The following is a 26,443-nucleotide window of genomic DNA, read 5'->3' on the forward strand; positions in this document are numbered from 1 at the left end:
CCGTGCTCACCGGACGTCTCACCTATTCGGCGATAGCCGCCGGGCTGATCCTCCTCGGCCTCGTTTTCCTACGGCCCTGGCCGCTGTGGGTGTCCCTCGCCCTGGCGTTCGTGATCGCGGGCGTGGGAGCGCTGCTAGTGCGGACCGGGCCGGAGTTCCTCCTCCGCGAAACGGCGGAGCCCGAATTCATCCACCGGCCCGAACCTTCGCCCTCTCCCGTCACCGAGCAGGTCTCCGACGTTCGGCTCCCCAGCTCCCGGGAGGACTACTACTTCCTGTTCTCGGCGGCCGTCCGGTGGGTGCCGACCGGGCACGTCCCGGACGAGCCCCGCGTCAACATGGCCGCGCTCGCCGCCAACGCCATCGTCAAACGCGCCATGGTCGTCACGCGCCGCTACCCCCCTGAGCACGTCTCCCTCCTGCGGCACGAACTGGGCGGAGTCCTGGGCTGGGCGCAGCCCGACGAGACCGGGAGCGTCCTGGCCATGGCCGAGTCCGTCCAGCTCGCCCTGCCCGAGGAGGACCGGGAGCGCCTGGAGCGGCTCGCCGGCGTGCGCAAGGAGAAAGAGCTGTGGGAGCACGCCCGCACCTATGAGCAGAGCAAACGCGACTACCTCGGCAAGGACGTCCTGAAGGACCCGGGGAGCGCGGTGGTGTGGTGGCTGGCCCGCAACGACGAGAAGCTGGAGCAGACAGTGGAGAGCATCCCCCTGCTCGCGTCCCTGTCCGCCGCGGCCAACAACGAGAATCTCCCGGAGGTGCTGCGGTGTTTCGTCCCGGACGCCGCGCACCGCAACGGGGCCTTCCCGGCCCCGTCCTCCCCCGTTGATCATCTGGCGGCGTTCTTGGAGTCCCTGGGCTGGCCGAAGGGCAGTGCGGACGGGTACCTGCGCGCCTGCCGCCTCGCCCAATGGCTGGAGCAGGAGGGCTTCCCGGAGGAGGCCGAAGAGATCAAACGCCGATTCATGCCGCCGCCCGAGTCTCCGGACGAGCCCGCCCCACCGGAGCCCCAGGCGTGAGAGACGGCGCTTCGAACCCGGGCGGTCTCCCAGGTCACGACGGCAGCGGCGGCGTTCCCGACCGCCACGTCCCGAGCCGCCGGGAACGGCCTGGTGGGGAGAGGCTCACTCCCTCCGTGCACGTCGGCCGTGCGCCGATACGGGCGGCATGGGCGATCTCGGCGAAGAGCGCGGGCAGGGGCGGCAGAATGGCCGACGTGGATGAGCGGCGTCCCTTGCCCGAGGCTGTTGCGTCCGGGGCGGTGCGGGGCGAGTCGGTGCTGGAAGGGGTGCTGGAGCGCATCACCTTCGTCAACGAGGAGACCGGGTACACCATCGCGCGCATCGCCACCGAGCGGTCGGGGAATGAGCTGCTGACCGTGGTGGGGCCGCTGCATGGGGCCCAGGTCGGCGAAAGCCTGCGGCTGCGGGGGCGGTGGACCTCCCATGCCAAGTACGGGCGGCAGTTTCAGGTGCACTCGTTCACCACGGTGCTGCCGGCCACCGTCCAGGGGCTGCGGCGGTACCTGGGATCGGGGCTGATCAAGGGGATCGGGCCGACGATGGCCGAGCGGATGGTCGATCACTTCGGGACCGACATCCTGCGGGTCATCGAAGAGGAGCCCGAGCGGCTGACCGAGGTGTACGGGCTGGGGCCCAAGCGGATGCGGCGGATCGCCGAGGCCTGGGAAGAGCAGAAGGCCATCAAAGAGGTGATGGTGTTCCTGTCGGAGGTGGGGGTGTCCACCTCCCTGGCGGTCCGCATCTACAAGACTTACGGGGACGACGCCATCGAGGTGGTGCGCAAGGAGCCCTACCGGCTGGCCGCCGATGTGTGGGGCATCGGGTTCAAGACCGCCGACACCATCGCCCAGGCGGTCGGCATTCCGCACGACAGCCCGGAGCGGATCAAGGCCGGGTTGCGGTACACGCTCTCGCAGGCCGCCGACGCCGGGCACTGCTACCTGCCGGAGCCGAACCTGCTGAGTGAGACCGCCAAGATCCTCCAGGTGGACGCCGAGCAGGTCGGGCCCTGCCTGGAGGAGCTGGTCGCCGAGGAAGGGGTGGTGCGGGAGACGGTGCGCACCACCGGCGGCAACCAGGTCCCGGCGGTGTATCTGCTGCCGTTTTACCGGGCCGAATGTTCGCTGGCCGCGGCGCTGCTGGGGCTGCTGCGCTGCGATGCCGACCGGCTGGCCGCCTTCGGCGATGTGGACTGGGAGGCGGCGCTGGGCTGGCTGGCCCGGCGCACCGGGCAGCAGCTGGCCGACGAGCAGCGGCAGGCGGTGCAGCTGGCGCTCACCCGCAAGGTCGCGGTGCTGACCGGTGGACCGGGCTGCGGCAAGAGCTTCACCGTCCGGTCGGTGGTGGAGCTGGCCAAGGCCAAGAAGGCCACCGTGCTGCTGGTCGCCCCCACCGGCCGCGCCGCCAAGCGGCTGGCGGAGCTGACCGGGCACGAGGCCTCCACCGTGCACCGGCTGCTGGAGCTGCAGCCCGGCGGGGACCCCAAGTACGACCGCGACCACCCGCTCCAGGCCGACCTGGTCGTGGTGGACGAGTGCTCCATGCTGGATCTCGTCCTGGCCAACAAGCTCGTCAAGGCCATCCCGCCCGGGGCGCACCTGCTGCTGGTGGGGGATGTGGACCAGCTCCCCTCGGTGGGCGCCGGGGAGGTGCTGCGCGACCTGCTGGCCGCCGATGTCATCCCGCACGTGCGGCTGACGAAGATCTTCCGGCAGGCCCAGCAGTCGGGGATCGTGGTCAACGCCCACAAGATCAATGCGGGGCGACCGCCGGCACTGACCGGTTTTTCGGACTTCTTCTGGTTCGGCTGCGAGCCGCCCGCCGATTCGGGCCTGAACCCGGCCGAGGAGACCGCCAAGCTGGTGGTCGATATCGTGGCCCGCCGCATCCCGGCCCGTTTCGGGCTGGACCCCCGCCGTGACGTGCAGGTCCTCACCCCCATGCACCGGGGGCCGGCGGGCGCCGCCAGCCTCAACGCCCTGCTGCAGGAGGCGCTCACCCCTTACCGGGAGGGCGTCCCCGAGCGCCGCCACGGCGGCCGGGTGTTCCGGCCCGGCGACAAGGTCACCCAGTTGCGCAACAACTATGACAAGGGCAAGGCGGGGATCTTCAACGGCACCGTCGGCGTCGTCACCGGGCTGTCTTTGGAGGACGGCACCCTCACCGTCGTCACCGACGAGGACGAAACCGTCGACTACGACTTCGCCGAGCTCGATGAGCTCGCCCACGCGTATGCGGTGACCATCCACCGCTCTCAAGGCAGCGAATATCCGGCGGTGGTCGTCCCCATCACCATGAGCGCCTGGACGATGCTGCAGCGCAACCTGCTGTACACGGCCGTCACCCGGGCGCGCAAGCTCGTCGTTTTGGTCGGGTCCCGCCGCGCCCTGGCCGCCGCCGTCCGCACCCCGGGAACGGGCCGCCGCCACACTGCGCTCGCCCACCGGCTCCAGCCGGCCCCGCTTCCCGAGTGAGGGCATTCGATCGCACAGGGGGCAGGAAAGACACCGGCAGGGGCGGCCCTTTCAAGGTACGGCTCCAAGACAAGGGGCGCCGTTCCCCTTCCCTGCCGTCCCTGACCGGAACGCACCTGTCTGAGCTGCAAAGCGGCGGATCGAAAAGAGGTCCCATAAGCCGCCGGGCGGTTCCCGAATAACCACGCTTTGGACAACCGGGTCATGGCGAGATTGGGGCGCAGGGCGACCTACGAGGAAAGGCTGGAAGTCTGCCGGCGTATCGAATCCGGGGAATCACCTGATGCGGTCGCAGCGCAGTCCGGTTTCGGCCGCTCCACGGTGTTCGGCTGGTGGCGGGCCTACCGGCGGGGCGGTTCGGCGGCGCTGCGGACCAGGCCGACCCCCGGGCCGCCGCCCAGCCTGAGCGACGCCCACGGCTCCGCTCCCTGCTCGTGGACGCCCCGTCCCGCGAAGGAAGCGCGATATGGACGCGCACCAGTGTGCAGCGCCTCATCAAGAGGGTCTTCGGCGTTCACCTGTCGCCGGTGAGCGTCGGCCGGGTCCTGGAACGGATCGGCATACCGCAGGTCAATGCGCTCACCCGGTTCAAAGAGGCGGAGGCCGCCGGGCGATGGCCCGCCGGGACCCTCGCCGCCGTCCGAGAGCAGGTGCGTGCCGGGTTCGCCGTCCACTATCTGTGGGTCGGTCCGCTGCCCGCCTACCCGCCCGCCCCCGCTCCCGCCGGGACCTTGGTCACCGCCGGCGGAGGGCGTGCGGAACTGCGGTTCCGCGCCTCGAGGGGGGAAAGCGGCACCGCCGCGTTCCTGCACATGTGCCGGGTCCTGGTGGAGGAGACCAGATCCCCGGCGACGCTGGTCGCCGAAAGCGGCCCCGCCTCGCTGGCGCCGGAGGTGACCAGGTTCTTCGCCTCCGCAAAGGGACGGCTGTCCTTGCTGCCCTCCCTTGCCGAACTTGCCGATGAGACGTTCCAGAACGGATTCGGCCGGTTGTCTTTTGGGGGACGTGGCGTGCGACTCCGCGCACTCCACGACCGTCTTCTTCAACAACGGCCGGCGGGTGAGTGTCGGTCAGCTTCAGCTGGCGCTCCGCTCGCTGCGGGAGACCGATAGCGGCTGACGCCGAAGGCCACAGTCCTTTTTCACCATCGAGTCGATACGCGCCCGCTTGCTGAGCCTTAATGCAAAAACCGTATGGATTGGCCCGCACCCGGTCACGTGCCGGCCGAGTGCTTCGAGCCCTTTCCAAGTACGTCGTCCCGGCAGGTCACGATGGGGACGCCGCAGTCGGGGACGATGCCGCGGCTTGGAACTCGTAGTACCAGACATCGTCGAGGCTCTCGTCTGCGGCGCATTGAACCCTTTTCGACACGCCGTCTCCGCAGATCGGGACGGGGGCATCCCAGTCCGGGGCGATTCCGTGACCTGCAACGTCGCGGCAGCGGAGACCATCGGGGCTCCCGTCCCCGATGTCTTGGGCCACGTGTTGAAAAAGGTTCATTGGCTTCGTACCGAAAAAGGTTCAGCGCACGTGGTCGCTGCATGAAGGAGCCTTTTGCAACGCGTCGTTCCCGCAGGTCGCAGCCGGAGACGACGCTGCAACCCGCGGGGGCGCGGCACCAGGGCCGCCAAGGCGCCCGGCCCGGTGCCAGGTGCCGCAAAGGGTTCAGGGGACGACGCGCCGGAAGCCGCGGGCGGCCCAGGTGACGGTGAGGGCCGTGAGAAGGGCCAGCACGAGGAACGCCTGCGGAACGTCGGGTGCGGCAAGGTCGCCGCGGGCCAGTGCCCGGACCGCGTCGACCGCATAGCGGAGCGGGTTGGCCGCTCCCGCGGTCTCCATCCAGGCCGGTGCATAGGACAGGGGAACCAGCATCCCCGAAAGCAGGATCAGCGGCAGCGTCACGAAGTTGACCAGGGAGCTGAAGGCCGTCTCGTCCCGGAGGGTGAGGGCCAGCGCGTAGGAGAACGAGGCGACCAGCAGCCCGAGCAAGACCATGACGCCCAGGATGAGGAGGGCGCCGGGAAGGCTCACGCGAAACCCCATCAGCACCGCCACGGCGAAGACCAGCAGTGACTGTGCCAGCAGGCCGACCACGTCGGTGAGCATCCGCCCCAGGGCCGGCGCCGGCCTGGCGGCCGGGGTCACCGCCAGACGTTCCAGGACGCCGGCGCGCAGGGACGGCAGGAAGGTGAAAGCCGACCAGCAGCGTGCTCATGACGGCCGGCATGGTGAGCATGCCCGGCACGAACGTCTTCAGGTCTTCCGCCCGCGGCGAGGCCGCGTCCAGCCGGTTCAGCCCCGGCTCGGGTCCAGGTCGTAGAACTCCTCCGCCACCTCGCGCGGCAGCACGCGGTCATGCGTGACGATCGCCAGGCCGCCCGGGTGGGACCGCAGGTGGGCGGTCAGGAAGTCCAGGCCGTCGGCGTCGAGATGGTTGGTCGGCTCATCCAGCAGCAGGATGTCGTGGCTCGCGCCGAGCACGCACGCGGTAGCGCTCACCGACCGACAGTGTGGCGAGCCGGCGGTCCCGGTCGGTGCATGCGCCGAGCCCTTGGAGGGCGATGTCGACCCGGCGTTCGGCGTCCCAGGCGTCCAGGCGCGTCGCGGCCTCCAGCGCGGCCGTATAGCGGGCGTCCGCGTCGTCCTCGCCCTTTTCCAGACCCTCGATGGCCAGGTCCAGCGCGCGCAGGGCCTGCTGTGCGGGACGGATCGACTCGGCGACCAGGGTCCCGACGGTCTCCCCGGCGCGGGCGCCGAGCGCCTGGTGGACCATGCCCACCGTGCCGGCGCGTCCGACCCGTCCCGCATCGGGTGCCAGGTCACCGGACAGCACGCGCAGCAGCGTCGTCTTGCCCCGGCCGTTCTCACCCACGACGGCCATCCGTGACCGGTGGGAGACCGTCACGTCGATGCCGTCCAGCACTGGGCGTCCGCCGAGGACGGCCCGGATCCCGCGAGCCCGGATGTGGGCGCCGCTCCCGGCGGGAAGCGGCCCGCTCGTGCCGGTGTCCAGAAGGGGTTCGGGTACCGGCCGGCTTTTTGCAGGAAATGGCTCCACCATGTGCTCCGCAGCTCGTTTCGGAGCCGGGCAGCACGACAACGCCGCCCGGCCTGACCACCGGGACGGCGGGCACAGGGAAGAGAAGAACTCGGTGCCGCGCCGTCAGGCGCGGCGGCGGAGCTTCAGGGAGCCGACACCTCCATACACGCCGCTCATGCTATACATCCCCGGTTTCGGAGACGGTCCCGTGTCTTCGCGCGCGTTCACGGCCGGGCGGACGCCGAGCTTCCCGGTGAACCTTCTTCAACACGCCGTCTCCGCAGGTCACAGGCGGGAACGGCGCAGTCGGGGGCGATGCCGCGACGTGGCGGATCGCGGCGCTGGACCCCGGCTCCCGTCCCCGGTGTCTGGGACCGCGTGTTGACAAGGTTCAGCGGTCATCATCCGTGCCGGCCGGATGGTTTGGCCCGCATGGTTCTGGGCAGGGGCAGCGCGCGGCGGTGGCGGAAACGGCGCCGCCCGGTTGGATTCGATCATTTTCGTTCGGGGGAAGGAGCGGACGCGCGGCGAGAGTCCCGGCCTGCGGTGTTCCGATCCTCCGGCCCATGACGCAAGGAGGACGATGAGATGGCCAGACCCACCGTAGAGCAGTTGCGCGAGCAGGCGCGCGGCCGGGTGATCACCCCGGGCGACGCCGGCTATGAGGAGGCCCGCAAGGTCTACAACGCCATGATCGACCGCCGGCCGCGCGTCATCGTCCAGTGCGCCGACGCCGGGGATGTCATGGCGGCCGTGGACTTCGCGCGGGAGAACGAGCTCGGTCTTTCCGTGCGCGGCGGCTCCCACAGCGTTCCGGGGTTCGGCACCAACGACGACGGTGTCGTGATCGACCTTTCGGCGCGGATGCGCGGCGTCCGCGTGGAACCGCATACGCAGACCGCCCGGGCCGAGGGAGGGTGCACCTGGGGCGACTTCAACCACGCCACCCATGCGTTCGGCCTGGCCACCACGGGCGGGATCATCTCCACCACGGGCATCGCCGGGCTCACCCTCGGCGGCGGCATCGGCCATCTGAGTCGCGGCCTGGGCCTGTCGGCGGACAATCTGATCTCCGCCGACGTCGTCACCGCCGACGGGCGTTTCCTGGAGGCCGGCGAGAAGGAGCATGAGGACCTGTTCTGGGCGCTGCGCGGCGGGGGCGGGAACTTCGGCGTGGTGACCTCGTTCGAATACCGGCTGCACCCGGTCGTGGACGTCTATGCGGGCATCTTCTTCTTCCCGCTGGAGCGGACGCGCGATGTGCTGGAGTTCTACCGCGACTTCATCGCCACGGCTCCGGAGGAGCTGGGCGTGTTCCCGGCCTTCCAGATCGCCCCGCCGCTGCCGTTCGTTCCCGAATCAGAGCACGGCAAGCCGCTTTGTGCTCTCGTCTCGTGCTGGGCGGGGCCGCTGGAGCAGGGGGAAGGCGCGCTGGCCCCGCTCCGTGACGTGGCGCCCCCGGCCGCCGAGCTGCGCACGCCGATGCCCTATCCGGTGCTCAACAGCGCCTTCGACGATCTCGTCCCGTACGGGCTGCAGCACTACTGGAAGGCCTCGTTCGCTTCGGAGCTGACCGACGGCGCCATCGCCGCGCACCTGCAGCACGGGCCGCGGGTGCCGGTCGTCAACTCCACCGTCCACATCTACCCGATCAACGGGGCCTGCCATCGCGTCCCGCCGGGGGCCACGGCCTTCGGGCACCGGGACGCGACCTTCGCGACCGTGATCGCCGGGATGTGGCCCGATCCGGCCCGTAACGACGCCAACATCCGCTGGGTGCGGGAGTACCACCGGGCGTTGGAGCCGCATTCCGGACCGGGCGGTTACGTCAACTTCATGTCCGGCGACGACGATCACCGCGTCCGCGACAACTACGGGGGCAATTACGACCGGCTCGTCGCGGTCAAGAAGAAGTACGACCCGGACAACCTCTTCCGGATGAACCAGAACATCGCGCCCGCCGCCTGAGCGGCCGGCGCGCGCCGAGGCGGCCCGGCGGGCGGGACGCCCCGGCCGTTCACAGCAGTCCCGGCGGGGTCCGCCACTGCCGGCGCAGGCGGTCCAGTTCCCGCCGTTCGCGCTTGGTGGGACGGCCCGCGCCGCGCTCCCGCTGGGCGACCGGGATCAGCGCCTCCCGGGGCGGCGGCGGAGGGCTCTTGTCGATCAGGCATTCCCGGGCGATGGGGGGACCGACCCGTTTGCGCACGATGCGCTGCACGATGACGATCCGCTCCCGGCCGTCCAGCCGCAGCCGCACCTCGTCGCCGGGCCGCACCGGCGAGGCCGGTTTGACCCGCACGTCGTTGACCCGCACGTGGCCCGCACGGCAGGCGGCGGTCGCCTGAGAGCGGGTCTTCACCAACCGGACCGACCACAGCCACACGTCGACCCGTACCGAGCCCTCCTCATCGGCCATGGCACGACACTAGCGCCGCGGCCGGGGCCGCGGGCGTTCCGGTGCGCGGGGAAGGTTCCGGACAGGGCCTGGAAAAGATACGGACGCTCGGGAGCCACGGAACAGCCGGGACGGCTCGCACAACAGCTCGGTGGTCCCCCGGAGCCGGCCAGGGCCTTGGGCCTTGAACGCCCAAGCGGCCGCCTCCCCGCCTGCGCGGGGCCCGCGGCCCGCCGGAACCGTCTTCGCCGCGACGGGAAGCAGCGGTCCCGGCGGTCCGCTCATCGGGGGTCGTTCTCGCCGCCGCAGAAGGTTCCGGACGTCCGAAACTCCCACTCTCTGATAAGCGGGCAAGGAGTGGCATCGGTCTCGGTTCCCCCAGCTCCGCGAAGTCGCTGGTATTAGTGCTCTCTTAATAAGAGAGTAATGTTCTCAACACTGCAACGAGATAAACTGCGGGCGCATAGAATCCCTACCACTACTCTGCAGTAAGGTTCTGCCCATGGCGCAGAAGACGGATATCTCCACGCACGCCCTGAGCGATGAGCCGGCTTGGAAGCAGCGCGCGGTCGAGCGCTCCACCAAGGCCGCCAAGCTCCGGGCCGAGCAGCGGGTGGAGCGGTTCTTGAACGCCGCCCAGGCGATCATCGCCGAGAAGGGCACCACCGATTTCACCGTGCAGGAGGTCGTGGACCGCTCCCGCCAGTCGCTGCGCAGCTTCTACCAGCACTTCGACGGCAAGCACGAACTGCTGCTGGCCCTGTTCGAGGACGCACTGCGCCGGGTGACCCAGCAGATCCGCGCCGCCGCGGCCGGCCACTCCGACCCGCTGGAGCAGCTCAAGGCCGCCGTCCAGCTGTTGTTCGAGCTGTCGCGCCCCGACCCGGACGCCGAGCGTCCGCTGTTCACCGACTTCTCCCCGCAGCTGCTGATCTCCCACCCGGCCGAGGTGCGGATCGCCCACGCGCCGCTGCTGGCGCTGTTCACCGAGCTGATGGAACGGGCCGCCGAGGCCGGCCGGCTGCGCCCGGCCCTCACCCCCCGCCGCGCCGCCGCCCTGGTGATGCAGACCGTGACCTTCATCGCCCAGACCAGCGGCGCCTCCGGCAACGACGACAGCCGTCCCATCACCGCCGAGGAGATCTGGGAGTTCTGTTCTGCGGGCGTCACCCAGGGCTGAAGGCGACCGGGACGCCCCGCGTCCCGGTGCGGCGCGGCCGGTCCGCCCGCCGTCCCCGGCCTTGCGGGTTTCCGAACGACGGACCCCGCCGGCATGCCGCCGCCGGGCCGTCACGTGCGCCGCTCGCACGGGAGCGCCGCGGCCGTCCGGATCACCGCCCCCCGGACGCGACGTGCGGACGCCGAGTGATCACCGGACCTTTTTCGGCACCCGGCCCACGAGGCGGAAGGCGGGAGCCTCCTCGGTGTCCGGCATCGCGGCGTTCCCGGGCCACGGCATCGCCCCCGGACGCGCCGCCCCCGCATCGACCTGCGGAGACGGCGTGCTGAAAAAGGTTCACCCGCCTCGATGCCCCCTGTCCCTTTCCACGTTGCGAGCGCGTTTTCCCATATTGCAGGGAGAACGCTGCCGAGACGAGTTTCCCACCGGCCGAAAATCGGTAATATCGGCCATATTTGAATAAGAGAACGCTGCTCTCTGTTCGCTGTGCGGATCGGGAGAGGCAGATGCCCGAGCACCGTCCCATGGGCCATGGGCGGCGAAGGGCCGGGCCGCTGATCCGGCTCGCCGACGCCGAACCCTTTTCAGGACATGGCCCCAGGGTCGGGAAGAGGGCCTCGGCGGCGTCCGGCTCCGCTTCACGGCGTGCCCGCTCAAGGCGCCCGCTTCGGCACGCGTCCCAGTGGACCTTCCGGTGCCGCAACGTCCCGGCCACAGCTTCACCCCTGACCGCGAGGCACCCGCATGCGCCCCGCGGAGACCGCGTGCTGGAAGCGGTCCAGGGCTCTGCCCTGCGGGCTCTTCCGCCGCGTCAGGCGAGCACGGCCGGACACCGCGCCGCGCATACCGCTCAGGGCGCCGGCAGGAGGGCCGATGCAGGCGTCGACAATGGGCGGAAAGAGGATGAAACAGCCGATCGCCGGATTCCCGTCCGCCGGGGCGGGCCGGCGTGCGAGCCCGTCCGCTGCGAGGAGCGAGCCGCCCGGCGGTCGGCGGGTTCTGCCGGGAGTTCTTCGTCAGGGGGGCACTGATGAGCGGTCCGGGCCACGGGGAGCCGCACGCGGGCGAACAGGAGCCGGATTACCGGTTCTCGCTGGCCAACGAGCGGACCTTTCTGGCATACATGCGCACGGCGCTGGCGGTGGACGTCGGCGGGCTGGCGGTGGTGCAGCTGCTGCCGGACGTGGCGACCGCCGCCTGGCGCCGCGGCGTCGCGGTGGCGCTGGCGCTCCTGGGGCTGGTGCTCGCCGTCGCCGGCTACCGGCGGTGGTCGCAGAACCAGCGGGCCATGCGTCGGGGGGAGCCGCTGCCGGAGTCGTGGCTGATGCCCATGCTGGCGACCGCGGCGGCCCTGGCCTCGGCGGCGGTCGTGGTGCTGGTCGCCCTATGAGCCCCGCCGAGCCGGTGGACCCGGGCGCCCAGCCGGAACGCACCGTGCTGGCCTGGCGGCGCACGGCGCTGCTGATCGCGGCGAACGGGGTGCTGCTCACCCGGGCCGCGCCCACGCTGGGACCGGTGGCGCTGGTGCTGGGTGGCCTGGTGGCCGCGGCCGCCGTGCCGGTCTGGCTGGCCGCCGCCATCGCCTACCGGAAAGGCCGCCCGGGGTCGGGCACCGACGTTTTGACCGCACGCGCGATGCGGGCGCTCACCGGCCTGCTGGTGGTGATCGCGCTGCTGGACCTGACCGCCGCGCTGCTGCACCGGTGAGCCTTTTTCCAGGCTTTTCCCGGCACGTCGTCCCTGGGCGCCGGGAGGAAAGCCCTCTATGGTGTCCGGTGCCGCGCCGTCCAGCCGGGTCACAAGCGGCACCGTCGATGAGCGCCGGGACGCGGTCGGCAGGGTGATGTCCTATGGCAGACGATGTGCGGGTCGAAAGCGGCCCCATGGGTCCGGTGGTGCACCCGCCGGACCCTGATGAGGCGGTCGTGCTCCACCTCGAGGCGGACCGGCGGCCGAAGGGCGCCCCCGACCCGGCGCTCGACCTGGCCCGGCGGCTGGCCCGGCGGACGAGAGCCACCGTCGTGTGCGCCCGCTGCCGCCCCGTCTTCCCCGCCGCGCTCGAAGACGCCCAGGAGGCCTACGGTTACAGCCGGGCATGGGGGCCGGTGGTGGTGACCGGCAGGCGGACGGGGGCCGGGCTCGCGGCCGCCCTGCTGGTGCGGCTGCGCGACCTGGGCGCCGAGCCGCCGCGGGGCGCGGTGCTGGTCTCGGCGCTGCTCGACCTGACCCTGCAGGCGCCGAGCCTGCTGTTCAACTCCGCCGCCGACCCCGCCTTCGACGTCACCGAACTGCGCCGGCAGGCGGCGCGTTACGCCGCCGGCAGGCCGCTGACCGATCCGCTGCTGAGCCCGCTGTATGCCAACCTGCACGGGCTGCCGCCCATCCAGCTCCTGGTGGCGGGCACCGATCCCCTGCTGGACGACTCGCTGTCGCTGGCCGCCCGCGCGGCCCGTTCCGGCGTCGCGGTGGACCTGCACGTGCGGCCGGACACCGCGGCGTTGAACGCCGAGCTCATCCCGGTCATGGCCGATTTCATCGCCGCGCAGGCCCCCTGACGGCCGGCCCCTTCAGGTGACCGGTCCGGTCTGCTCGGCCCGCCCGGGCCGGCCCGTCCGGGGGCGCCAGAACAGCGCCAGCATGCCCGCGGTCGCCGCCACGGCGACCCCGAGCGCGATCCCTCCGCCGGCCCAGCCGGTCACCGCGATGCCGGCGGCCTCGTCCACCGACAGCCGTCCGGGCCCCAGCATCGCCAGCGCCAGCGTGGTCACCCCGAGCACCAGGACGTACTCATAGCCGTCCCGGAAGACGAAGAACCCGTTGGGCCGGTGCGCCAGGATGCCGGCGATCAGCATCACGGAGATGACCGCCGCGCAGGCCAGCGGCGTGAGCAGCCCGGCCACCAGCAGCGCCCCGGCGCCGATCTCGGTGACCACGCTCATCCACGCCTGCAGCCTGCCGTGCCGCAGGCCCAGCCCGCTGAACCAGCGGGCGGTGCCCTCGATGCGGCCGCCGCCCCGCCAGTGGTTGCAGCCGTGCGCGATCATCGTGATGCCCACGACCACCCGCACCAGCAGCAGCGCGACTTCCTCGGCGTCCGTCATCTTGCGCTCCCGTCGGCTCGCCCACCGGTGCCGGCCGCCCCGTCGGCCCGGTGCGGTCCCCGGGCGTCATGCGTCGGCTGTGACCAGGATTACCCCGCCGGGGGCGGGACCGCCACCGAGGAACCCGGCGAATGCGAACGATCGGGAGCGCCTGCACCCCGAAGGGTGAGCCTTTCTCGACACGCCGTCCCCGCAGTTCGAGGCGGGGATGCGGCGGTCAGGGGCGGTGCCGTGACCCGCGAGGTGGTGACCGGTGAAAACGGCTCAGTGCGAGCCGGCCGATGCGGGGCAGGGCACGGGCGGCGGCTCCGGGCGGGAAGCGGCGGGCCGGTCCGGCAGTTCCCGCCGTCCGGCTGCCCGGTGGGTGCGCCACAGCCGGCGAACGTCCCGTCCGAAGGACCACAGCAGCGCCGCCAGTGCCAGCCCGGCCAGACCGGCGGCGGCCGGGTGGGGCAACACCTGGGCGCTCACCGTCACCAGGACGATCCCCTGCAGCGCGGCCACGGTCTTGCGGGCGAAGCTCGGCGGCAGGGGGGCCCGCAGCCACGGCGCGGCCCAGGAGGCCGCCACGAACAGGTAGCGCATGGCGCCGATGGCGATCACCCATGCCGGCATGCCGGCCGGGCCGACTGCGAAGACGCTGAGCACCAGGACGAGGAAGGCGTCGACCTCCATGTCGAAGCGGGCCCCCAGCGCCGAGGCCGTCCCGGTGCGCCGCGCCACCTGGCCGTCGACCGCGTCCAGGAACAGCGCCACGGCGGCGAGCGCGACCAGGCAGGCCGGCGGCACCCGCTCCCCCGCCCCGGCCGTCACCGCCAGGGCCGTGACGCCGCCGGTCAGCTCGGCGCGGGTCAAGGTCACCCAGTCGGCGGGGCCCAGGCCGGGGGTCCCGGCGCGGAGCATGGCACGGGTGAGGAGCAGGGTGAGGATCACCGCGTAGCAGACTCCGGCCGCCCAGCCCGCCGGGTGCAGTCCCACCCCGGCCTCCAGGAGGGCGAGCAGCACGATCTGCGCGCCCACTCCGGCGACCGGCCCGCTCGCCGACACCCTTGTGGCGGGCGTCTTCCCCGGCCTTTTTTCAGGCTTCCGTTTCCGCGGGCGGCGCCCGGAAGTATGGGGAACCTCCCGAAAACTCGCCCACTCGGCTTCTTCTGAAGATTCCGGAACCTCGGGTTGAAAAAGGTCTTTCGCCTGCCAATCGACTGTGGTCACCGTGCCTCCCCCGCTCGCCAGATCCGGACGCGAGGCGTCCCATATCCTTCGACTGCCCCGATTCGGAGCAGCGATCCACTGTCATCAGCTACGTAAGGAATATCGTTGGAGTTCAAAGAACACGCTTTTTGGCTGCGATCTCCCGGCGAGGGAGAGATCCGGCCCGTCACGGTGCCGCCGCCCGGAGCGGGCGAGGTGCTGGTCCGGACCCTCTACTCGGGGATCAGCCGGGGCACGGAGACGTTGGTCTTCCGCGGCCGGGTCCCCGTCAGCCAGTACCGGGCGATGCGGGCGCCCTTCCAGGAGGGGGAGTTCCCCGGGCCGGTCAAGTACGGCTACCTCAATGTGGGGGTCGTCGAGCAGGGGCCGCCCGACCTGCTGGGACGCACCGTCTTCTGCCTCTACCCGCACCAGACCCGCTATGTGGTGCCGGCCGGCGCGGTGACGCCCGTCCCCGAGGCGGTGCCGCCCGGCCGGGCGGTGCTGGCCGGGACGGTGGAGACCGCGGTGAACGCGCTGTGGGACGCGGCGCCGCTGATCGGGGACCGCATCGCCGTGGTGGGGGCGGGCATGGTCGGCTGCTGCGTGGCCCGGCTGCTGGCTCAGATCCCGGGCGTGCGGGTGCAGCTGGTGGACGTCGATGCCGGGCGGGCGGCCGTCGCCGAGGCGCTGGGGGTCGATTTCGCCGCGCCCGAGCAGGCCGCCGCCGAGTGCGACCTGGTGGTGCACGCCAGCGCCTCCGAGGCGGGGCTGGCGCGGTCGCTGGAGCTGCTGGCCGACGAGGGGACGGTGCTGGAGCTGAGCTGGTACGGCGACCGGCGGGTGAGCGTGCCGCTGGGCGAGGCGTTCCACTCCCGCCGTCTGGTGGTACGCAGCAGCCAGGTGGGGGCGGTCGCCGCGGCCCGGCGGTCCCGGCGCACCTTCGCCGACCGGATGGCGCTGGCCCTGCGGCTGCTGGCCGATGACGCCTTCGATGCGCTGATCACCGGCGAGTGCGCGTTCTGGGAACTGCCCGAGGCGATGCCGAGGATCGCCCGCGGTGAACCATCCGGCTTGTGCCTGCGTGTCGTTTATGACCCCGCTTCGGGGGGCACGCAGGCCGATCTTCCTGGAGGGTGAGCTCGTTTGTTCAGCGTCACGGTGCGCGGCCACTTCATGGTCGCGCACAGTTTCCGCGGTGAGGTCTTCGGGCCGGCGCAACGGCTGCACGGCGCGACGTTCGTGGTGGACGCGACCTTCCGCCGAACCGAATTGGACAAAGACAACGTAGTAGTCGATATCGGGCTTGCCACCCGGGAACTCAACGCCGTACTGGCCGAGCTCAACTACCGCAATCTCGACGACGATCCCGACTTCGCCGGGGTCAACACCACCACCGAATTCCTGGCCAAGGTCATCGCCGACCGGCTGGCCGAGCGGGTGCGCGCCGGGGCGCTGGGCGAGCAGGCCCGCGGCCTGACCGGCATCGCCGTCACCCTGCACGAGTCGCACGTGGCCTGGGCGAGTTACGAGCGGGCGCTGTGAGCACCTCCGGCATCGAGGCCGCCGGGGCGACGCGCACGGTGCACTTCGTCCTGCCCGGTGACGTCGCCGACCCGGCCGTGCCCAGCGGCGGCAACGTCTATGACCGGCGGGTGTGCCAGGGGCTGGCCGAGGCGGGCTGGCGGGTGCACCGGCACGCCGTGCCGGGCGAGTGGCCGCGGCCGCGCCAGGGGGCGCGCGCCGAGCTGGCCCGGACGCTGGCCGCCCTCCCCCACGGCGCCGTGACGCTGCTGGACGGGCTGGTGGCCTGCGGGGTCCCCGAGATCGTGGTCCCGCAGGCCGGGCGGCTGCGCCTGGCGGTCCTGGTGCACCTGCCGCTGGCCGCCGAGACCGGGCTCGCCCCGCAGGAGGCCCGCGACCTGGAGCGGCGGGAACGGGCGATGCTGCAGGCGGCCGCCGTGACGGTGGCGACCAGCCCGTGGGCGGGACGGGAGCTGGCCGAGCGGCACCGCCTGGCCCCCGGCAGGGTGCGCGTCGTCCCGCCCGGCACCGATCCGGCGCCGCTCGCCCCCGGCACCGACGGCGCCTCCCGCCTGGTGTGCGTGGCCGCGGTGACCCCCCGCAAGGGGCACGACCTGCTGGTCAGGGCGCTCGGGCTGATCGGCGGGCTGCGCTGGAGCTGCATCTGCGCCGGGCCGCTGCAGCGCGCCCCCCGCCACGTCGCCCGCGTCCGGGAGCTGATCGGCCGGCTGGGGCTCGGCGAGCGGATAAGCCTGGCCGGCCCGCTCACCGGCGAGCGCCTGGAGGCCTGCTACGCCGCCGCCGACCTGGTCGTCCTGCCCTCGCGCGCAGAGACCTACGGGATGGTCGTCACCGAGGCGCTGGCCCGGGGAATCCCCGTGCTGACCACGACCGCGGACGCGCTGCCCGACACTCTCGGCCGCGCTCCCGACGGAAGGGTGCCCGGGCTGCTGGTGCCGCCGCACGATGTGCCGGCGCTGGCGGACGCGCTGCGCCGGTGGCTGGGCGACCCGGCGCTGCGGGAACGGCTGCGGGAGGCGGCACGGGCCAGGCGGCGGACGCTGCCCGGGTGGGATCTGACCGTCCGGCACCTGGGAAAGGTGCTCCAGGAGCTTCAACGGCAGCCGCTGAAGGCCGCCTGGGACACGAAAGGGCAGATGTGACGGCTCAGCAGAGCGCGCACGCTCCGGAGTTCACGCCGCAGTGGCTGGCGCTGCGCGAAGAAGCCGACGCCGCGGCCCGGTCGGTGGAGCTGCTCGGCCCGCTGCGGGCGCATCTGGCGGCCCGCCCGCCCGCCGGGCCGCTGGTCATCCGCGACCTGGGCTGCGGCACCGGGTCCATGGGACGGTGGCTGGCCGGCCGGCTGCCCGGGCCGCAGCACTGGATCCTGCACGACCGGGACCCGCGGCTGCTGGCCCGTGCCGCCGCCTCCGTCACCGGCCCGGCCGCCGACGGCGGAGAGGTGACGGTGCAGACCGACCTGGGGGACATCACCCGGCTCGACCCGGACCTGCTGGCGGGGACCTCGCTGGTGACCGCCTCGGCGCTGCTGGACCTGCTCACCGCCGCGGAGGTGGACGCGCTGGCGGCGTCCTGCGCCGCGGCCGGCTGCCCGGCGCTGCTGACCATCTCGGTGACCGGCCGCGTCGAGCTCGACCCGCCCGGGGAGCTGGACGCCGAGCTCGGCGCGGCCTTCAACGACCACCAGCGCCGCAAGGCCGGCGGCCGTCGCCTGCTGGGGCCGGACGCGGTGCCCGCGGCGGCGGCGGCCTTCACCGCCCGCGGAGCGCAGGTGCTCGTCCGGCCCAGCCCGTGGCGGCTGGCCGCCGACCAGGGCGCGTTGATCGGCCAGTGGCTGCGCGGCTGGGTGGGGGCGGCCTGCGAGCAGCGCCCCGAGCTGCTTCCCCGCGCCCGCGGCTACCTGGAGCGCAGGCTCGCCGAGTGCGCGGCGGGCGCGCTGACGGTGGTGGTCCACCACGACGACCTGCTCGCCCTGCCGGCCGCGGGAGCGTCCCGGTGAGCCGGCACGCCTGGGCCTGGCTGCGGGCGGCGGCCGCGGCGGCGATCTTGGGGGTGCTCGCCTGGCGGCTGGGCACCGGGGCGTTCACCGCCGGGCTGCGCCTGATCGACGGCCAGGCGGTGCTGGCCGCGCTGGGCATCGGGCTGGTGACCACCGCGCTGAGCGTGGGGCGCTGGTGGCTGGTGGCCCGCCGGCTGGGGCTGCCGCTGCCGCTGGGCACCGCCATGGCCGACTACTACCAGGCGCTGTTCCTCAACGCGGTGCTGCCGGCCGGGGTGCTCGGCGACGCGCACCGGGCGGTGCGGCACGGCCGCCGCGCCGGCGATGTGGGGCGCGGCGTGCGCGCCGTGGTGCTGGAACGGGCCGGCGGGCAGGTGGTCTTCGCCGTCGCCGGGGCGGCGGCGCTGGCGGCCGACCCCTCCCTGGCCCGCGCGGTGGCCCGCGACCTGGCCCATGGCCTGGGGGCGGCGGCCGCCGTGCTGATCCTCGCGGCCGCCGTCGCGTCGGCGGTGGCGGCGTGGGCGTGGCGGGGGGCGATCGCCGTGAAGCTGCGCGGTGCGTTCGCCGTCGCCGTCGCCGACATGCGGACGGGCCTGCTGTCCAAGGACACCTGGCCGGGGGTGCTGCTGCTGTCGGCGGGAGCGCTGGCCGGTTATCTGACGCTGTTCCTGGTCGCCGCGCGCACCGCGGGCGCCACGGCCCCGGTCGGGCGGCTGATACCGCTGATGCTGCTGGCGCTGCTGGGAATGCTGCTGCCGGTGGGCATCGGCGGCTGGGGGCCGCGGGAGGCGCTGGCCGCCGTGGCGTTCGGCACCGCGGGGCTGGGCGCCGAGCTGGGCCTGACGGCGGCGGTGACCTACGGGGTGCTCACCTTCGTGGCCGGCCTGCCGGGCGGCCTGGTGCTGGCCGCCCGCTGCCTGACCCGCCCGGCCGGCCGCCATGACGCGCCTCCCGGCCCGCCCGCCGCCCCGCCGGAACCCCTCGTGCTAGCTCCCCGTCCCCTCCTGGCCGTCCGGGCCGCCGAGCACGGCCAGGCAGTCCGCGAACAGTTCGACTAGATGACCGAGAACCTTCTCGCCCTTGCGCGCCGAGGCCAGCGACGGCCTGCCGACGACCCCCGACCGGGTATGGCCGGCCATGCCCAAGGTGAGCAGGTGCCGGCGGTCGTCGCACAGGTGGTCGCCGGCCTCGTAGCCGGGGCGCACCAGGTGCGGGTGGGCGTGCAGCAGCAGCGAGGTCTCCAGCTCGCCGGCGTGCATGTCGCTCCAGGCCGAGGTCTGCACCCCGGCCGCCGCCATCGCCGACTCCCACTCCTGCGGGCCGGGGAAAAGCGCCATCACCGGCTCACCGGCGGCGGCGTTGGCCTCCTGGACGACGTTGCCCAGCACGTAGTTGCCGCCATGGCCGTTGACGACGACCAGCTTGCCGATCCCCGCCCTGCGCAGGGAGGCGGCCACGTCCCCCACCAGGGCGTGCAGCGTGGCGGCGGAGATGCTGACCGTCCCCGGCCAGCCCTCGTGCTCGTGCGAGCAGGAGATCGTGATCGGCGGCAGGCGCAGCACCCGGTAGGCGGCGGCCAGGGCGCCGGCGATCGTGCACGCCACGACGGTGTCGGTGGCCAGCGGAAGGTAGGGGCCGTGCTGCTCGAAACTGCCGACGGGCAGCAGCGCCACGGCGGCGCGCCGCTCCCCTTCCTCGGCGGAGGTGCTCAGCGGCAGGAAGGCCTCGTGCGCGGAGTCGTTCATGGCATGCCAGCCTCCGCCGCCCGCACCGGATCGGCAACGCCCGCAGGCCGCCGGATTCACCGAGTCAGCGATGAGAACACCAAGGCACGGCATGGTGAAGGAGGAGCGACAGATGCACGACCATGCCCTCGAACAAGAGGACATCGCCGAGGCCGATCTGGTGACCCGCCGGGGCACCTTCCGCACCGTCGCGTTCCGGGACCCCGTGGACGGTCATGAGCACCTGGCCCTGGTGCGCGGTGACGTCCGCGGCCGGGAGGGCGTGCTGGCCCGGGTGCACTCTGAGTGCGTGACCGGCGACATCTTCGCCGCGCTGCGCTGCGAGTGCGGCGACCAGCTCGGCGCGGCGCTGGATGCGATCGTCCGCGAGGGCAGCGGGGTGCTGGTGTACCTGCGCGGGCACGAGGGACGCGGCATCGGCCTGGTCGCCAAGGTGCGCACCCACCTGCTGCAGGACGAGGAGGGGCTGGACACCGTGGACTCGGCGACCGTCCTGGGCTACCCGGTCGACCGCCGCGACTTCGGCCCCGCGGCCCGGATCCTGAAGTACCTGCAGGTCCGTTCGGTCCGGCTGATGTCCAACAACCACGACAAGGTGCACGCGCTGCAGGCGCACGGGATCACGGTGGCGGCCCGGGTCCCGCTGCTGATGAAGGTGCACGACCACAACATCCGGTACCTGACCGCCAAGCGCGACCGGCTCGGGCACGAGCTGCCCCATCTGGGCGCCTTCTCCCCCAACGGCTCCTCGAGCGGACGGAGCGGCGGTGACTGACACGACCACCGATCTCTCCCGGCGCGCATCCGAAGAGGAGACCGCCGAAAAGCCCGGCCGCCCCAGAAGGGCACGGCGGATCGCGGGGCGGGTGGCCACCGCCGCGGCGTGCCTGGTCGTGGTGGCGGGCTTCACCATGCCCAACGACCTGGACGGCCTGACGCCGAGCGCCTTCGTGCGGCTGCCGCTGGAGATCGTCCTCGGCCTCGCCGTGGTGGCCGCCGTGCCCCGGGCGCGGCGTGCGGTGGCGGCGCTCCTGGGCGCGGCGCTCGGCCTGCTGGTCATCGTGAAGGTCATCGACATGGGCTTTCACGCGACGCTGGACCGGCCGTTCCACCCGGTGTTCGACTGGTCCCTGTTCGGGCCCGCGCTGGAGTACCTCGACCAGTCGGCCGGGCGGGCCACCGCGATCGGCGCCGCCGCCGGGGCGGTGGCGCTGGCGGTGGCCGTGCTCGCCGCCACGACCCTGTCGCTGCTGCGGCTGAGCCGGCCGGTGGTGCGGCACCGCGCCGCGGCCGCCCGCGCCGCCGTGGCGCTGGGAGCCGTCTGGGTCGCCTGCGCCGTGCTCGGCGCCCGGCTCCCACCGGGCGTCCCGGTCGCCGCCGTCGCCTTCGACCGTGCCCTGCAGATCCCCGCGGACCTGCGGGAACAGCGCAGGTTCGCCGCGCAGGCCGGCCGGGACGCCTTCGCGCACACCCCCGGCGAGCAGATGCTGACCGCGCTGCGCGGCAAGGACGTCGTCTTCGCGTTCATCGAAAGCTACGGCCGCGACGCGCTGGAGAACCCCACGTTCGCCGCGCGGGTCGGCGCGGTGCTGGAGGACGGGAACCGCCGGCTGCGCAAGGCCGGGTTCGAGGCCCGCAGCGCCTTCCTCACCTCGCCGACGGTGGGCGGCAGCAGCTGGCTGGCCCACGCCACGCTGCTGTCGGGGCTGTGGATCGACAACCAAAAACGCCACCGCGACCTGGTCACCAGCGACCGGCTGACCCTCACCGGGGCCTTCCGGCGCGCGAAATGGCGGACGGTGGCCGTCATGCCCGGCAACACCAAACCCTGGCCGGAGGGGAACTTCTACGGATATGACAAGGTTTATCCCCGCGCGGCCCTGGGTTATAAGGGTCCGCCTTTCAACTGGGACACCCCGCCCGACCAGTACACATTGTCGTTCTTTGAACGCACGGAACGGGCCAGGCGCGACCGTCCGCCGCTGATGGCGGAGATCCCGCTGGTGTCCAGCCATTCGCCGTGGGCGCCCACTCCCCGCCTGGTGGGCTGGGACGAGGTGGGCGACGGTGAGGTCTTCGGCCCGATCGCGGCGGCCGGCCAGCGCTGGCAGGACGCCTGGCGCACTCCCGAGCGGATGCGCGCCGCCTACCGGGGCGCCATCGAGTACACGCTGGCCGCGCTCCTGTCCTACGTGGAGACCTACGGCGATGAGAACCTGGTGGTGATCTTCGTCGGCGATCACCAGCCCGCCCCCGTCATCACCGGCCCCGACGCTAGCCGGGACGTGCCGATCGCGATCGTCGCCCGCGACCGGGCCGTGCTGGAGCGGATCTCCGGGTGGGGCTGGCAGGAGGGCGTGAAGCCGGGGCCGGACGCCCCGGTCTGGCGCATGGACGCCTTCCGTGACCGTTTCCTGACCGCCTTCGGGACACGTCCGCGGCCGGATTCTCCGTCATCGCCGTGACCCTTCTGGCCGCCTCTTCCGTGATGTCGGCGAGGTGACGTCGAGCGCTCCGGATTCGGTGTCTTCTGTCCGGTTTCGGAATCGTCCGCCTGTGAAAAGGGCGGACGATCTCCAGAGCCGCCTCAAAGCGCCGGAACGTTCTTTCCGGACGGCTGGAAACCCCGGTTACCGGGGAACGCGTCCGAGCCCGGCGTCCGCAGATGCGCCTGAAAGCGGAATGTGGCGGTGCTGAAGGAAATGCGATGACGGGAAAAGAGCGGCCGCCTGCCGGAGCGGACCGCTCCGGGGCGGTGACGGGCATGCCGGCCGGGGCGGCGCTGGGCCTGGTCTGCAACCTGCTGGAGTCCCGGGCCAACCCGTGGTGGGCGGGCCCGCAACCAGGTCGAGGCCGAGCGGGTGGCCGCCCGGCGGGCGCAGACCCTGGGGTCGGCGCCCGCCCTGTGGGTGCTCACCGTGCTGATCGCCCTGATCATCCCGCCGGCGGCCGCCTCCTGACAGGGAGCGGCCCTCCCGGTTCCGGCGTCGCCGCCGGAACCGGGAAAGTAGAACGCGTTCTTGCCAAGTGGCGAAAGGGCGGGCAGGCTGAGGGAATGGACCTGATCGCGCTCGAGGAGATCCGCCGGGCCAAATACCGCTACCTGCGCTGCCTGGACCTGAAACGGTGGGAGGAGTTCGCCGACGCCCTCACCGAGGACGCCGTGGCGCGCTATGACACCCCGGTGCTGGGCGAGCCGCTGCAGCTGAGCGGCCGACAGGCCATCGTCGCCTACATGCGCGACAACCTGGGGCCCGGGACGATCACCACGCACCTGGTCAGCCACCCGGAAATCGAGATCGACGGCGACCGGGCCGAGGGAACCTGGTGCCTGGAGGACACCGTGATCCTCCCCCGGTACCGCCTGATGATCCGCGGCGCGGCCTACTACACCGACACCTACCGGCGCTGCCCCGACGGGCGGTGGCGGATCAGCTCCACCGGGCATGAGCGGACTTATGAGTACACCGTGTCGCTGGACGATGTGCCCTCGCTCCGTTTCACCGCCGCCCCCTGGGGAACGCCCGCCGCCCCGTGAGAGCCGCCCGGCCATTGACCATTTTTAGAACACGTTCTACTCTCGTTCGGAAAACACGTCCAAAACGCGCCGGCGGCCGAGGGGGTGCGGTGGTCACACAGTCATTCGCCCGGGCGATCGCCGAGGCCGAGCAGATCATCCGCTCGGCCCCGCATGTGCAGACCGAGCAGGATCTGGCCGAAGGGCTGGACTACCTCGCCGGCAGCATCAAGGCCTGCCTGCACATGGCCTGGGCCTACCAGCGCGACTTCCCGTTCTTCGCGCGTTCCACCGGGCCGTACACCAAGCTGGGCCTGGACAACCCCGACACCCTCTACTTCCACGCCTACCTGCGCGACGACGCCGAGTACGTCGTCACCGGGCGCCGCGGCACCACCGCCGACCTGAGCTTTCAGGTGATGAACGGCGACTACTCCCCGGCCCGCTCCCCCGACAGCCTGACCGCCTTCGACGACCGGGAGATCCAGATCGCCCCGGACGGATCGTTCGAGCTGCGCTTCGGGCCGCCCAAACCGAACCCCGGGCCCAACTACTTCGCGCTCCCGCCGGGCTCGGCGATGCTGATCGTGCGGGAGGTCTTCAGCGACTGGGACACCGAACGCCCCGGCGAGATCCGCATCCACCGCGCCGACACGCTGGGGTCGGCTCCCCCGCCGCCGACCGCCGAGCAGATCGCCAAGCGGTATGAGGTGGCGGGCCGGATGCTGGTGGCGCGGCTGCGGACCTTCCTGGCCTTCCCGCAGTGGCACTACCTGAATCTGCCGGTCAACACGATGACCGAGCCGCGGCCCACCCCCGGCGGGCTGGCCACCCAGTACTCCTCGGTCGGCCACTACGACCTGGACGACGAGGAGGTCATGGTGATCACGGTGCCGGCGGCGGCCAAGTCGGACGCCCCCTACCAGGGCTTCCAGCTGGGCAGCATGTGGTACATCTCGCTGGACTACATCAACCACCAGACCAGCCTCACCGCCGACCAGGCCCGCATCGACCCCGACGGGATGATCCGCTACGTGGTCAGCGAACGCGACCCCGGCCTGGCCAACTGGATCGAACGCACCGGGCACCGCCGCGGGTTCCTGCAGATCCGCTGGCAGCGGCTGAGCCGGGAGCTGAAGGCCGACGACGGCCCCACGGTGGAGATCATGCCATTCGACGAGCTGCCGCGCCGGCTGCCCTACTACGAGCAGCAGCGGGTGACCCCGCAGGAATGGGCGGCGCGGATCGCCGCCCGGCAGAGCGCCGTCGCCCGCCGGATGCTGGGCTGATGCTGCTGCAAGGACGGGTCGTCGTCATCTCCGGCGTCGGCCCCGGGCTGGGACGCGGCCTGGCGCTGCAATGCGCCAAGGCCGGGGCGGACGTGGTGCTGGCGGCGCGGACCGAAAAGCGGCTGGTCCGCGTCGCCGAGGAGGTCGCCGCGCTGGGCCGCCGCGCCCTGCCGGTGCCGACCGACATCACCGACGAGGACTCCTGCCGCAACCTGGCAAAGGTCGCGCTGGAGCGCTACGGCCGGGTGGACGGCCTGGTCAACAACGCCTTCGCCATCCCACCGCTGACCGACCTGACCACCGTGGACCTGGCGGCGGTGCGCGCCGGGTTCGAGACCAACGTGCTGGGCGCGCTGCGGCTGACCCGGCTGCTGGTGCCGGCGCTCAGCGAGACCCGCGGCTCGGTGGTGATGATCAACTCGGCGGTGCTGCGGCACTCGCGGCGCACCTTCGGCGCCTACAAGATGGCCAAGGCGAGCCTGCTGGCCCTGGCCCAGAGCCTGGCGACCGAGCTGGGGCCGCGCGGGGTGCGGGTCAACACCGTCGCCCCCGGCTACATCTGGGCCGACAACCTCAAGTGGTACTTCAACCACCTGGCCGAAAAGCGCGGCGTGAGCCCCCAGCAGATCTACGACGAGACCGCCGCCACCCTCGATCTGCGCAAACTGCCCGAACCCGATGAGATCGCCGATGCGGTGGTGTTCATGCTCTCCCCGCTGGCCCGCGCGGTCACCGGGCAGTGCCTGGACGTCAACGGCGGCGAGTGGCACCACTGAGGCGGAAGGATCAGCCATGCCCACCGAGGGGATCGGCACGGCCGAGGAGCTGCACGAGGCCGCCTGCAAGATCACCGGATTGAGCGACTTCGGCGGGGAGGACCACCTTGATGGCCTGCGGGTGCTGCTGGACTCCTACGCCGAGGAGGCCGCGCTGACCCCGCGGGGCGTCAAGGCGGCACGGGCCATGCTGCGCGCCGCCCTGGCCGCCCGGCTGTTCGCCCAAGACGCCTGGAAACGGCATCCCGAGCACGCCGAGGTGCGCATCGAACGGCCCATCTTCGTCACCGGCCTGCCGCGTACCGGCACCACCGCGCTGCACCGGCTGCTCACCGCCGACCCCGCCCACCAGGGGCTGGAGGTGTGGCTGGCCGAGGTGCCCCAGCCGCGGCCCCCGCGCGAAACCTGGGCGGACAACCCGGTGTTCCAGGCCATCCAGGCCGGCTACCAGCGGCACCATGTGGCGCACCCGGAGTTCATGGGCGTGCACTACATGTCGGCCGACATGGTCGAGGAATGCTGGCAGCTGCTGCGCCAGTCGATGCGGTCGGTGTCCTTCGAATGCCTGGCGCACCTGCCGTCGTACTCGGCCTGGCTGGCGGAGCAGGACTGGCGGCCGGCCTACCGCCGCCACCGCCGCAACCTGCAGCTGATCGGGCTCAACGACCCCGGCCGGCGCTGGGTGCTGAAGAACCCCAGCCACCTGTTCGCCCTCGACGCGCTGCTGGAGGTCTACCCCGATGCGCTCATCGTGCAGACCCACCGCGACCCGCGCACCGCGATGGCGTCGATGTGCAGCCTGGCCGCCCACGCCACCGACGGCTGGTCACAGGTGTTCACCGGCAAGGTGATCGGACGCGACCAGCTGGAGCTGTGGAGCCGCGGCCTGGCGCTTTTCCGGGCCGAACGCGCCAAGCACGACCCGGCCCGCTTCTTCGACGTCCGCTACGAGGACTTCACCGGCGACCCCCTCGGCACGGTCGAGGCCATCTACGCCCACTTCGGCCTGCCCTTCACCGGCCAGGCGCGCGCGGCCATGGCGCGACTGCTGGAAGAGAGCCGCACCGGCGCAGCCCGCCCCGCCCACCGCTACGACCTGGCCGACTTCGGCCTGACCGGCGAAGAGGTCACCGAACGCTTCGCCGGATCGGGCCCCGGCTCGTGACACC

At 72.3% G+C, this 26,443-nt stretch carries 27 protein-coding genes; 20 read left to right on the forward strand and 7 right to left on the reverse strand.

Annotated elements, in window-relative coordinates; genetic code table 11:
• The first annotated feature begins 2 nt into the window (after positions 1-2).
• The 4 genes from BUE48_RS13490 to BUE48_RS24510 all read left to right on the forward strand — a co-directional run bounded on the left by BUE48_RS13490 (position 3) and on the right by BUE48_RS24510 (position 4,608).
• Positions 3-1,019: a hypothetical protein gene (locus BUE48_RS13490; RefSeq protein ID WP_012853066.1), complete on the forward strand. Its 1,017-nt coding sequence runs from the start codon at positions 3-5 to the stop codon at positions 1,017-1,019.
• Between the two features lie 188 nt (positions 1,020-1,207).
• Positions 1,208-3,496: an SF1B family DNA helicase RecD2 gene (recD2, locus tag BUE48_RS13495; protein WP_286990022.1), complete on the forward strand. Its 2,289-nt coding sequence runs from the start codon at positions 1,208-1,210 to the stop codon at positions 3,494-3,496.
• A 204-nt stretch (positions 3,497-3,700) separates the two neighbouring features.
• Positions 3,701-4,027, forward strand: coding sequence for a helix-turn-helix domain-containing protein (locus tag BUE48_RS24505; protein WP_353745291.1), 327 nt, complete (start codon positions 3,701-3,703; stop codon positions 4,025-4,027).
• On the forward strand, positions 3,931-4,608 hold the full coding sequence (locus BUE48_RS24510; RefSeq protein ID WP_353745292.1) for a winged helix-turn-helix domain-containing protein: 678 nt from the start codon (positions 3,931-3,933) through the stop codon (positions 4,606-4,608). The genes BUE48_RS24505 and BUE48_RS24510 overlap by 97 nt, the downstream gene beginning before the upstream one ends.
• 553 nt (positions 4,609-5,161) lie before the next feature.
• Here BUE48_RS24510 and BUE48_RS13500 read toward each other — a convergent pair.
• From BUE48_RS13500 to BUE48_RS13510, 3 genes are all read right to left on the reverse strand, one after another.
• Positions 5,162-5,641, reverse strand: coding sequence for an ABC transporter permease (locus tag BUE48_RS13500; RefSeq protein ID WP_502694613.1), 480 nt, complete (start codon positions 5,639-5,641; stop codon positions 5,162-5,164).
• Between the two features lie 147 nt (positions 5,642-5,788).
• Complete coding sequence (locus BUE48_RS24610; RefSeq protein WP_245536858.1) at positions 5,789-5,995, reverse strand: hypothetical protein; 207 nt, start codon at positions 5,993-5,995, stop codon at positions 5,789-5,791.
• Positions 5,940-6,419 (reverse strand): ATP-binding cassette domain-containing protein, encoded by a 480-nt coding sequence (locus BUE48_RS13510; RefSeq protein ID WP_286990023.1) that lies wholly within the window; start codon positions 6,417-6,419, stop codon positions 5,940-5,942. Before BUE48_RS13510 ends, BUE48_RS24610 begins: the two co-directional genes overlap by 56 nt.
• A gap of 705 nt (positions 6,420-7,124) precedes the next feature.
• Here BUE48_RS13510 and BUE48_RS13515 point away from each other — a divergent pair.
• A complete protein-coding gene (locus tag BUE48_RS13515) occupies positions 7,125-8,504 on the forward strand; it encodes an FAD-binding oxidoreductase (RefSeq protein ID WP_286990024.1) in 1,380 nt (459 codons plus the stop codon).
• A gap of 49 nt (positions 8,505-8,553) precedes the next feature.
• On the opposite strand, the gene BUE48_RS13520 is transcribed toward BUE48_RS13515, so the two are convergent.
• A complete protein-coding gene (locus BUE48_RS13520) occupies positions 8,554-8,952 on the reverse strand; it encodes an RNA-binding S4 domain-containing protein (protein ID WP_012853069.1) in 399 nt (132 codons plus the stop codon).
• A gap of 481 nt (positions 8,953-9,433) precedes the next feature.
• On the opposite strand from BUE48_RS13520, the gene BUE48_RS13525 reads away from it, so the two are divergent.
• From BUE48_RS13525 to BUE48_RS13540, 4 genes are all read left to right on the forward strand, one after another.
• Positions 9,434-10,111, forward strand: a complete 678-nt coding sequence (locus tag BUE48_RS13525) for a TetR/AcrR family transcriptional regulator (RefSeq protein ID WP_012853070.1) — start codon at positions 9,434-9,436, stop codon at positions 10,109-10,111.
• Between the two features lie 1,030 nt (positions 10,112-11,141).
• Positions 11,142-11,501: a YidH family protein gene (locus tag BUE48_RS13530; RefSeq protein ID WP_012853071.1), complete on the forward strand. Its 360-nt coding sequence runs from the start codon at positions 11,142-11,144 to the stop codon at positions 11,499-11,501.
• Entirely contained in the window at positions 11,498-11,818 is a 321-nt protein-coding gene (locus tag BUE48_RS13535) for a DUF202 domain-containing protein (RefSeq protein ID WP_012853072.1), read from the forward strand. Before BUE48_RS13530 ends, BUE48_RS13535 begins: the two co-directional genes overlap by 4 nt.
• A gap of 143 nt (positions 11,819-11,961) precedes the next feature.
• Positions 11,962-12,666 carry an alpha/beta hydrolase fold domain-containing protein gene (locus BUE48_RS13540; RefSeq protein WP_012853073.1) on the forward strand — a complete coding sequence of 235 codons (705 nt, stop codon included), beginning with the start codon at positions 11,962-11,964 and terminating at the stop codon, positions 12,664-12,666.
• Between the two features lie 12 nt (positions 12,667-12,678).
• On the opposite strand, the gene BUE48_RS13545 is transcribed toward BUE48_RS13540, so the two are convergent.
• Both BUE48_RS13545 and BUE48_RS13550 read right to left on the reverse strand, forming a co-directional pair.
• Positions 12,679-13,212 (reverse strand): DoxX family protein, encoded by a 534-nt coding sequence (locus BUE48_RS13545; protein WP_012853074.1) that lies wholly within the window; start codon positions 13,210-13,212, stop codon positions 12,679-12,681.
• 264 nt (positions 13,213-13,476) lie between these two features.
• Positions 13,477-14,232, reverse strand: coding sequence for a CDP-alcohol phosphatidyltransferase family protein (locus BUE48_RS13550; RefSeq protein ID WP_286990025.1), 756 nt, complete (start codon positions 14,230-14,232; stop codon positions 13,477-13,479).
• A 297-nt stretch (positions 14,233-14,529) separates the two neighbouring features.
• Here BUE48_RS13550 and BUE48_RS13555 point away from each other — a divergent pair, with 297 nt between their 5' ends.
• The 5 genes from BUE48_RS13555 to BUE48_RS13575 are packed head-to-tail and all read left to right on the forward strand — an operon-like array spanning position 14,530 to position 19,005.
• Entirely contained in the window at positions 14,530-15,543 is a 1,014-nt protein-coding gene (locus BUE48_RS13555; RefSeq protein ID WP_286990026.1) for a zinc-dependent alcohol dehydrogenase, read from the forward strand.
• 6 nt (positions 15,544-15,549) lie between these two features.
• Positions 15,550-15,948 carry a 6-pyruvoyl trahydropterin synthase family protein gene (locus BUE48_RS13560; RefSeq protein WP_012853077.1) on the forward strand — a complete coding sequence of 133 codons (399 nt, stop codon included), beginning with the start codon at positions 15,550-15,552 and terminating at the stop codon, positions 15,946-15,948.
• Positions 15,945-17,090 carry a glycosyltransferase family 4 protein gene (locus tag BUE48_RS13565; protein ID WP_012853078.1) on the forward strand — a complete coding sequence of 382 codons (1,146 nt, stop codon included), beginning with the start codon at positions 15,945-15,947 and terminating at the stop codon, positions 17,088-17,090. The genes BUE48_RS13560 and BUE48_RS13565 overlap by 4 nt, the downstream gene beginning before the upstream one ends.
• Positions 17,087-17,947, forward strand: a complete 861-nt coding sequence (locus BUE48_RS13570; protein WP_286990028.1) for a class I SAM-dependent methyltransferase — start codon at positions 17,087-17,089, stop codon at positions 17,945-17,947. The genes BUE48_RS13565 and BUE48_RS13570 overlap by 4 nt, the downstream gene beginning before the upstream one ends.
• Entirely contained in the window at positions 17,944-19,005 is a 1,062-nt protein-coding gene (locus tag BUE48_RS13575) for a lysylphosphatidylglycerol synthase transmembrane domain-containing protein (protein WP_012853080.1), read from the forward strand. The genes BUE48_RS13570 and BUE48_RS13575 overlap by 4 nt, the downstream gene beginning before the upstream one ends.
• Here the strand turns inward: BUE48_RS13575 and BUE48_RS13580 are convergent.
• Entirely contained in the window at positions 18,934-19,692 is a 759-nt protein-coding gene (locus tag BUE48_RS13580; protein WP_012853081.1) for a creatininase family protein, read from the reverse strand. The two genes, BUE48_RS13575 and BUE48_RS13580, sit on opposite strands and share 72 nt — an antisense overlap.
• A 112-nt stretch (positions 19,693-19,804) precedes the next feature.
• On the opposite strand from BUE48_RS13580, the gene BUE48_RS13585 reads away from it, so the two are divergent.
• The 6 genes from BUE48_RS13585 (at position 19,805) to BUE48_RS13610 (ending at position 26,439) form a co-directional block, all read left to right on the forward strand.
• Complete coding sequence (locus tag BUE48_RS13585) at positions 19,805-20,467, forward strand: GTP cyclohydrolase II (protein ID WP_041441788.1); 663 nt, start codon at positions 19,805-19,807, stop codon at positions 20,465-20,467.
• Positions 20,460-22,157, forward strand: a complete 1,698-nt coding sequence (locus BUE48_RS13590; protein WP_012853082.1) for an alkaline phosphatase family protein — start codon at positions 20,460-20,462, stop codon at positions 22,155-22,157. The genes BUE48_RS13585 and BUE48_RS13590 overlap by 8 nt, the downstream gene beginning before the upstream one ends.
• A 590-nt stretch (positions 22,158-22,747) precedes the next feature.
• Positions 22,748-23,230, forward strand: coding sequence for a nuclear transport factor 2 family protein (locus tag BUE48_RS13595; RefSeq protein ID WP_012853085.1), 483 nt, complete (start codon positions 22,748-22,750; stop codon positions 23,228-23,230).
• Between the two features lie 89 nt (positions 23,231-23,319).
• Positions 23,320-24,498 (forward strand): DUF1214 domain-containing protein, encoded by a 1,179-nt coding sequence (locus BUE48_RS13600; protein WP_012853086.1) that lies wholly within the window; start codon positions 23,320-23,322, stop codon positions 24,496-24,498.
• Positions 24,498-25,274 (forward strand): SDR family oxidoreductase, encoded by a 777-nt coding sequence (locus BUE48_RS13605; protein ID WP_012853087.1) that lies wholly within the window; start codon positions 24,498-24,500, stop codon positions 25,272-25,274. The genes BUE48_RS13600 and BUE48_RS13605 overlap by 1 nt, the downstream gene beginning before the upstream one ends.
• 16 nt (positions 25,275-25,290) lie before the next feature.
• The gene (locus BUE48_RS13610) at positions 25,291-26,439 is read left to right on the forward strand and encodes a sulfotransferase family protein (RefSeq protein ID WP_286990033.1); all 1,149 of its coding nucleotides are present in this window, start codon (positions 25,291-25,293) and stop codon (positions 26,437-26,439) included.
• Positions 26,440-26,443: the final 4 nt, after the last annotated feature.

Origin of the sequence: Thermomonospora sp. CIF 1, from assembly GCF_001896795.1 — a bacterium.
In the GTDB taxonomy this organism is placed as follows: Bacteria; Actinomycetota; Actinomycetes; order Streptosporangiales; family Streptosporangiaceae; genus Thermomonospora; species Thermomonospora curvata.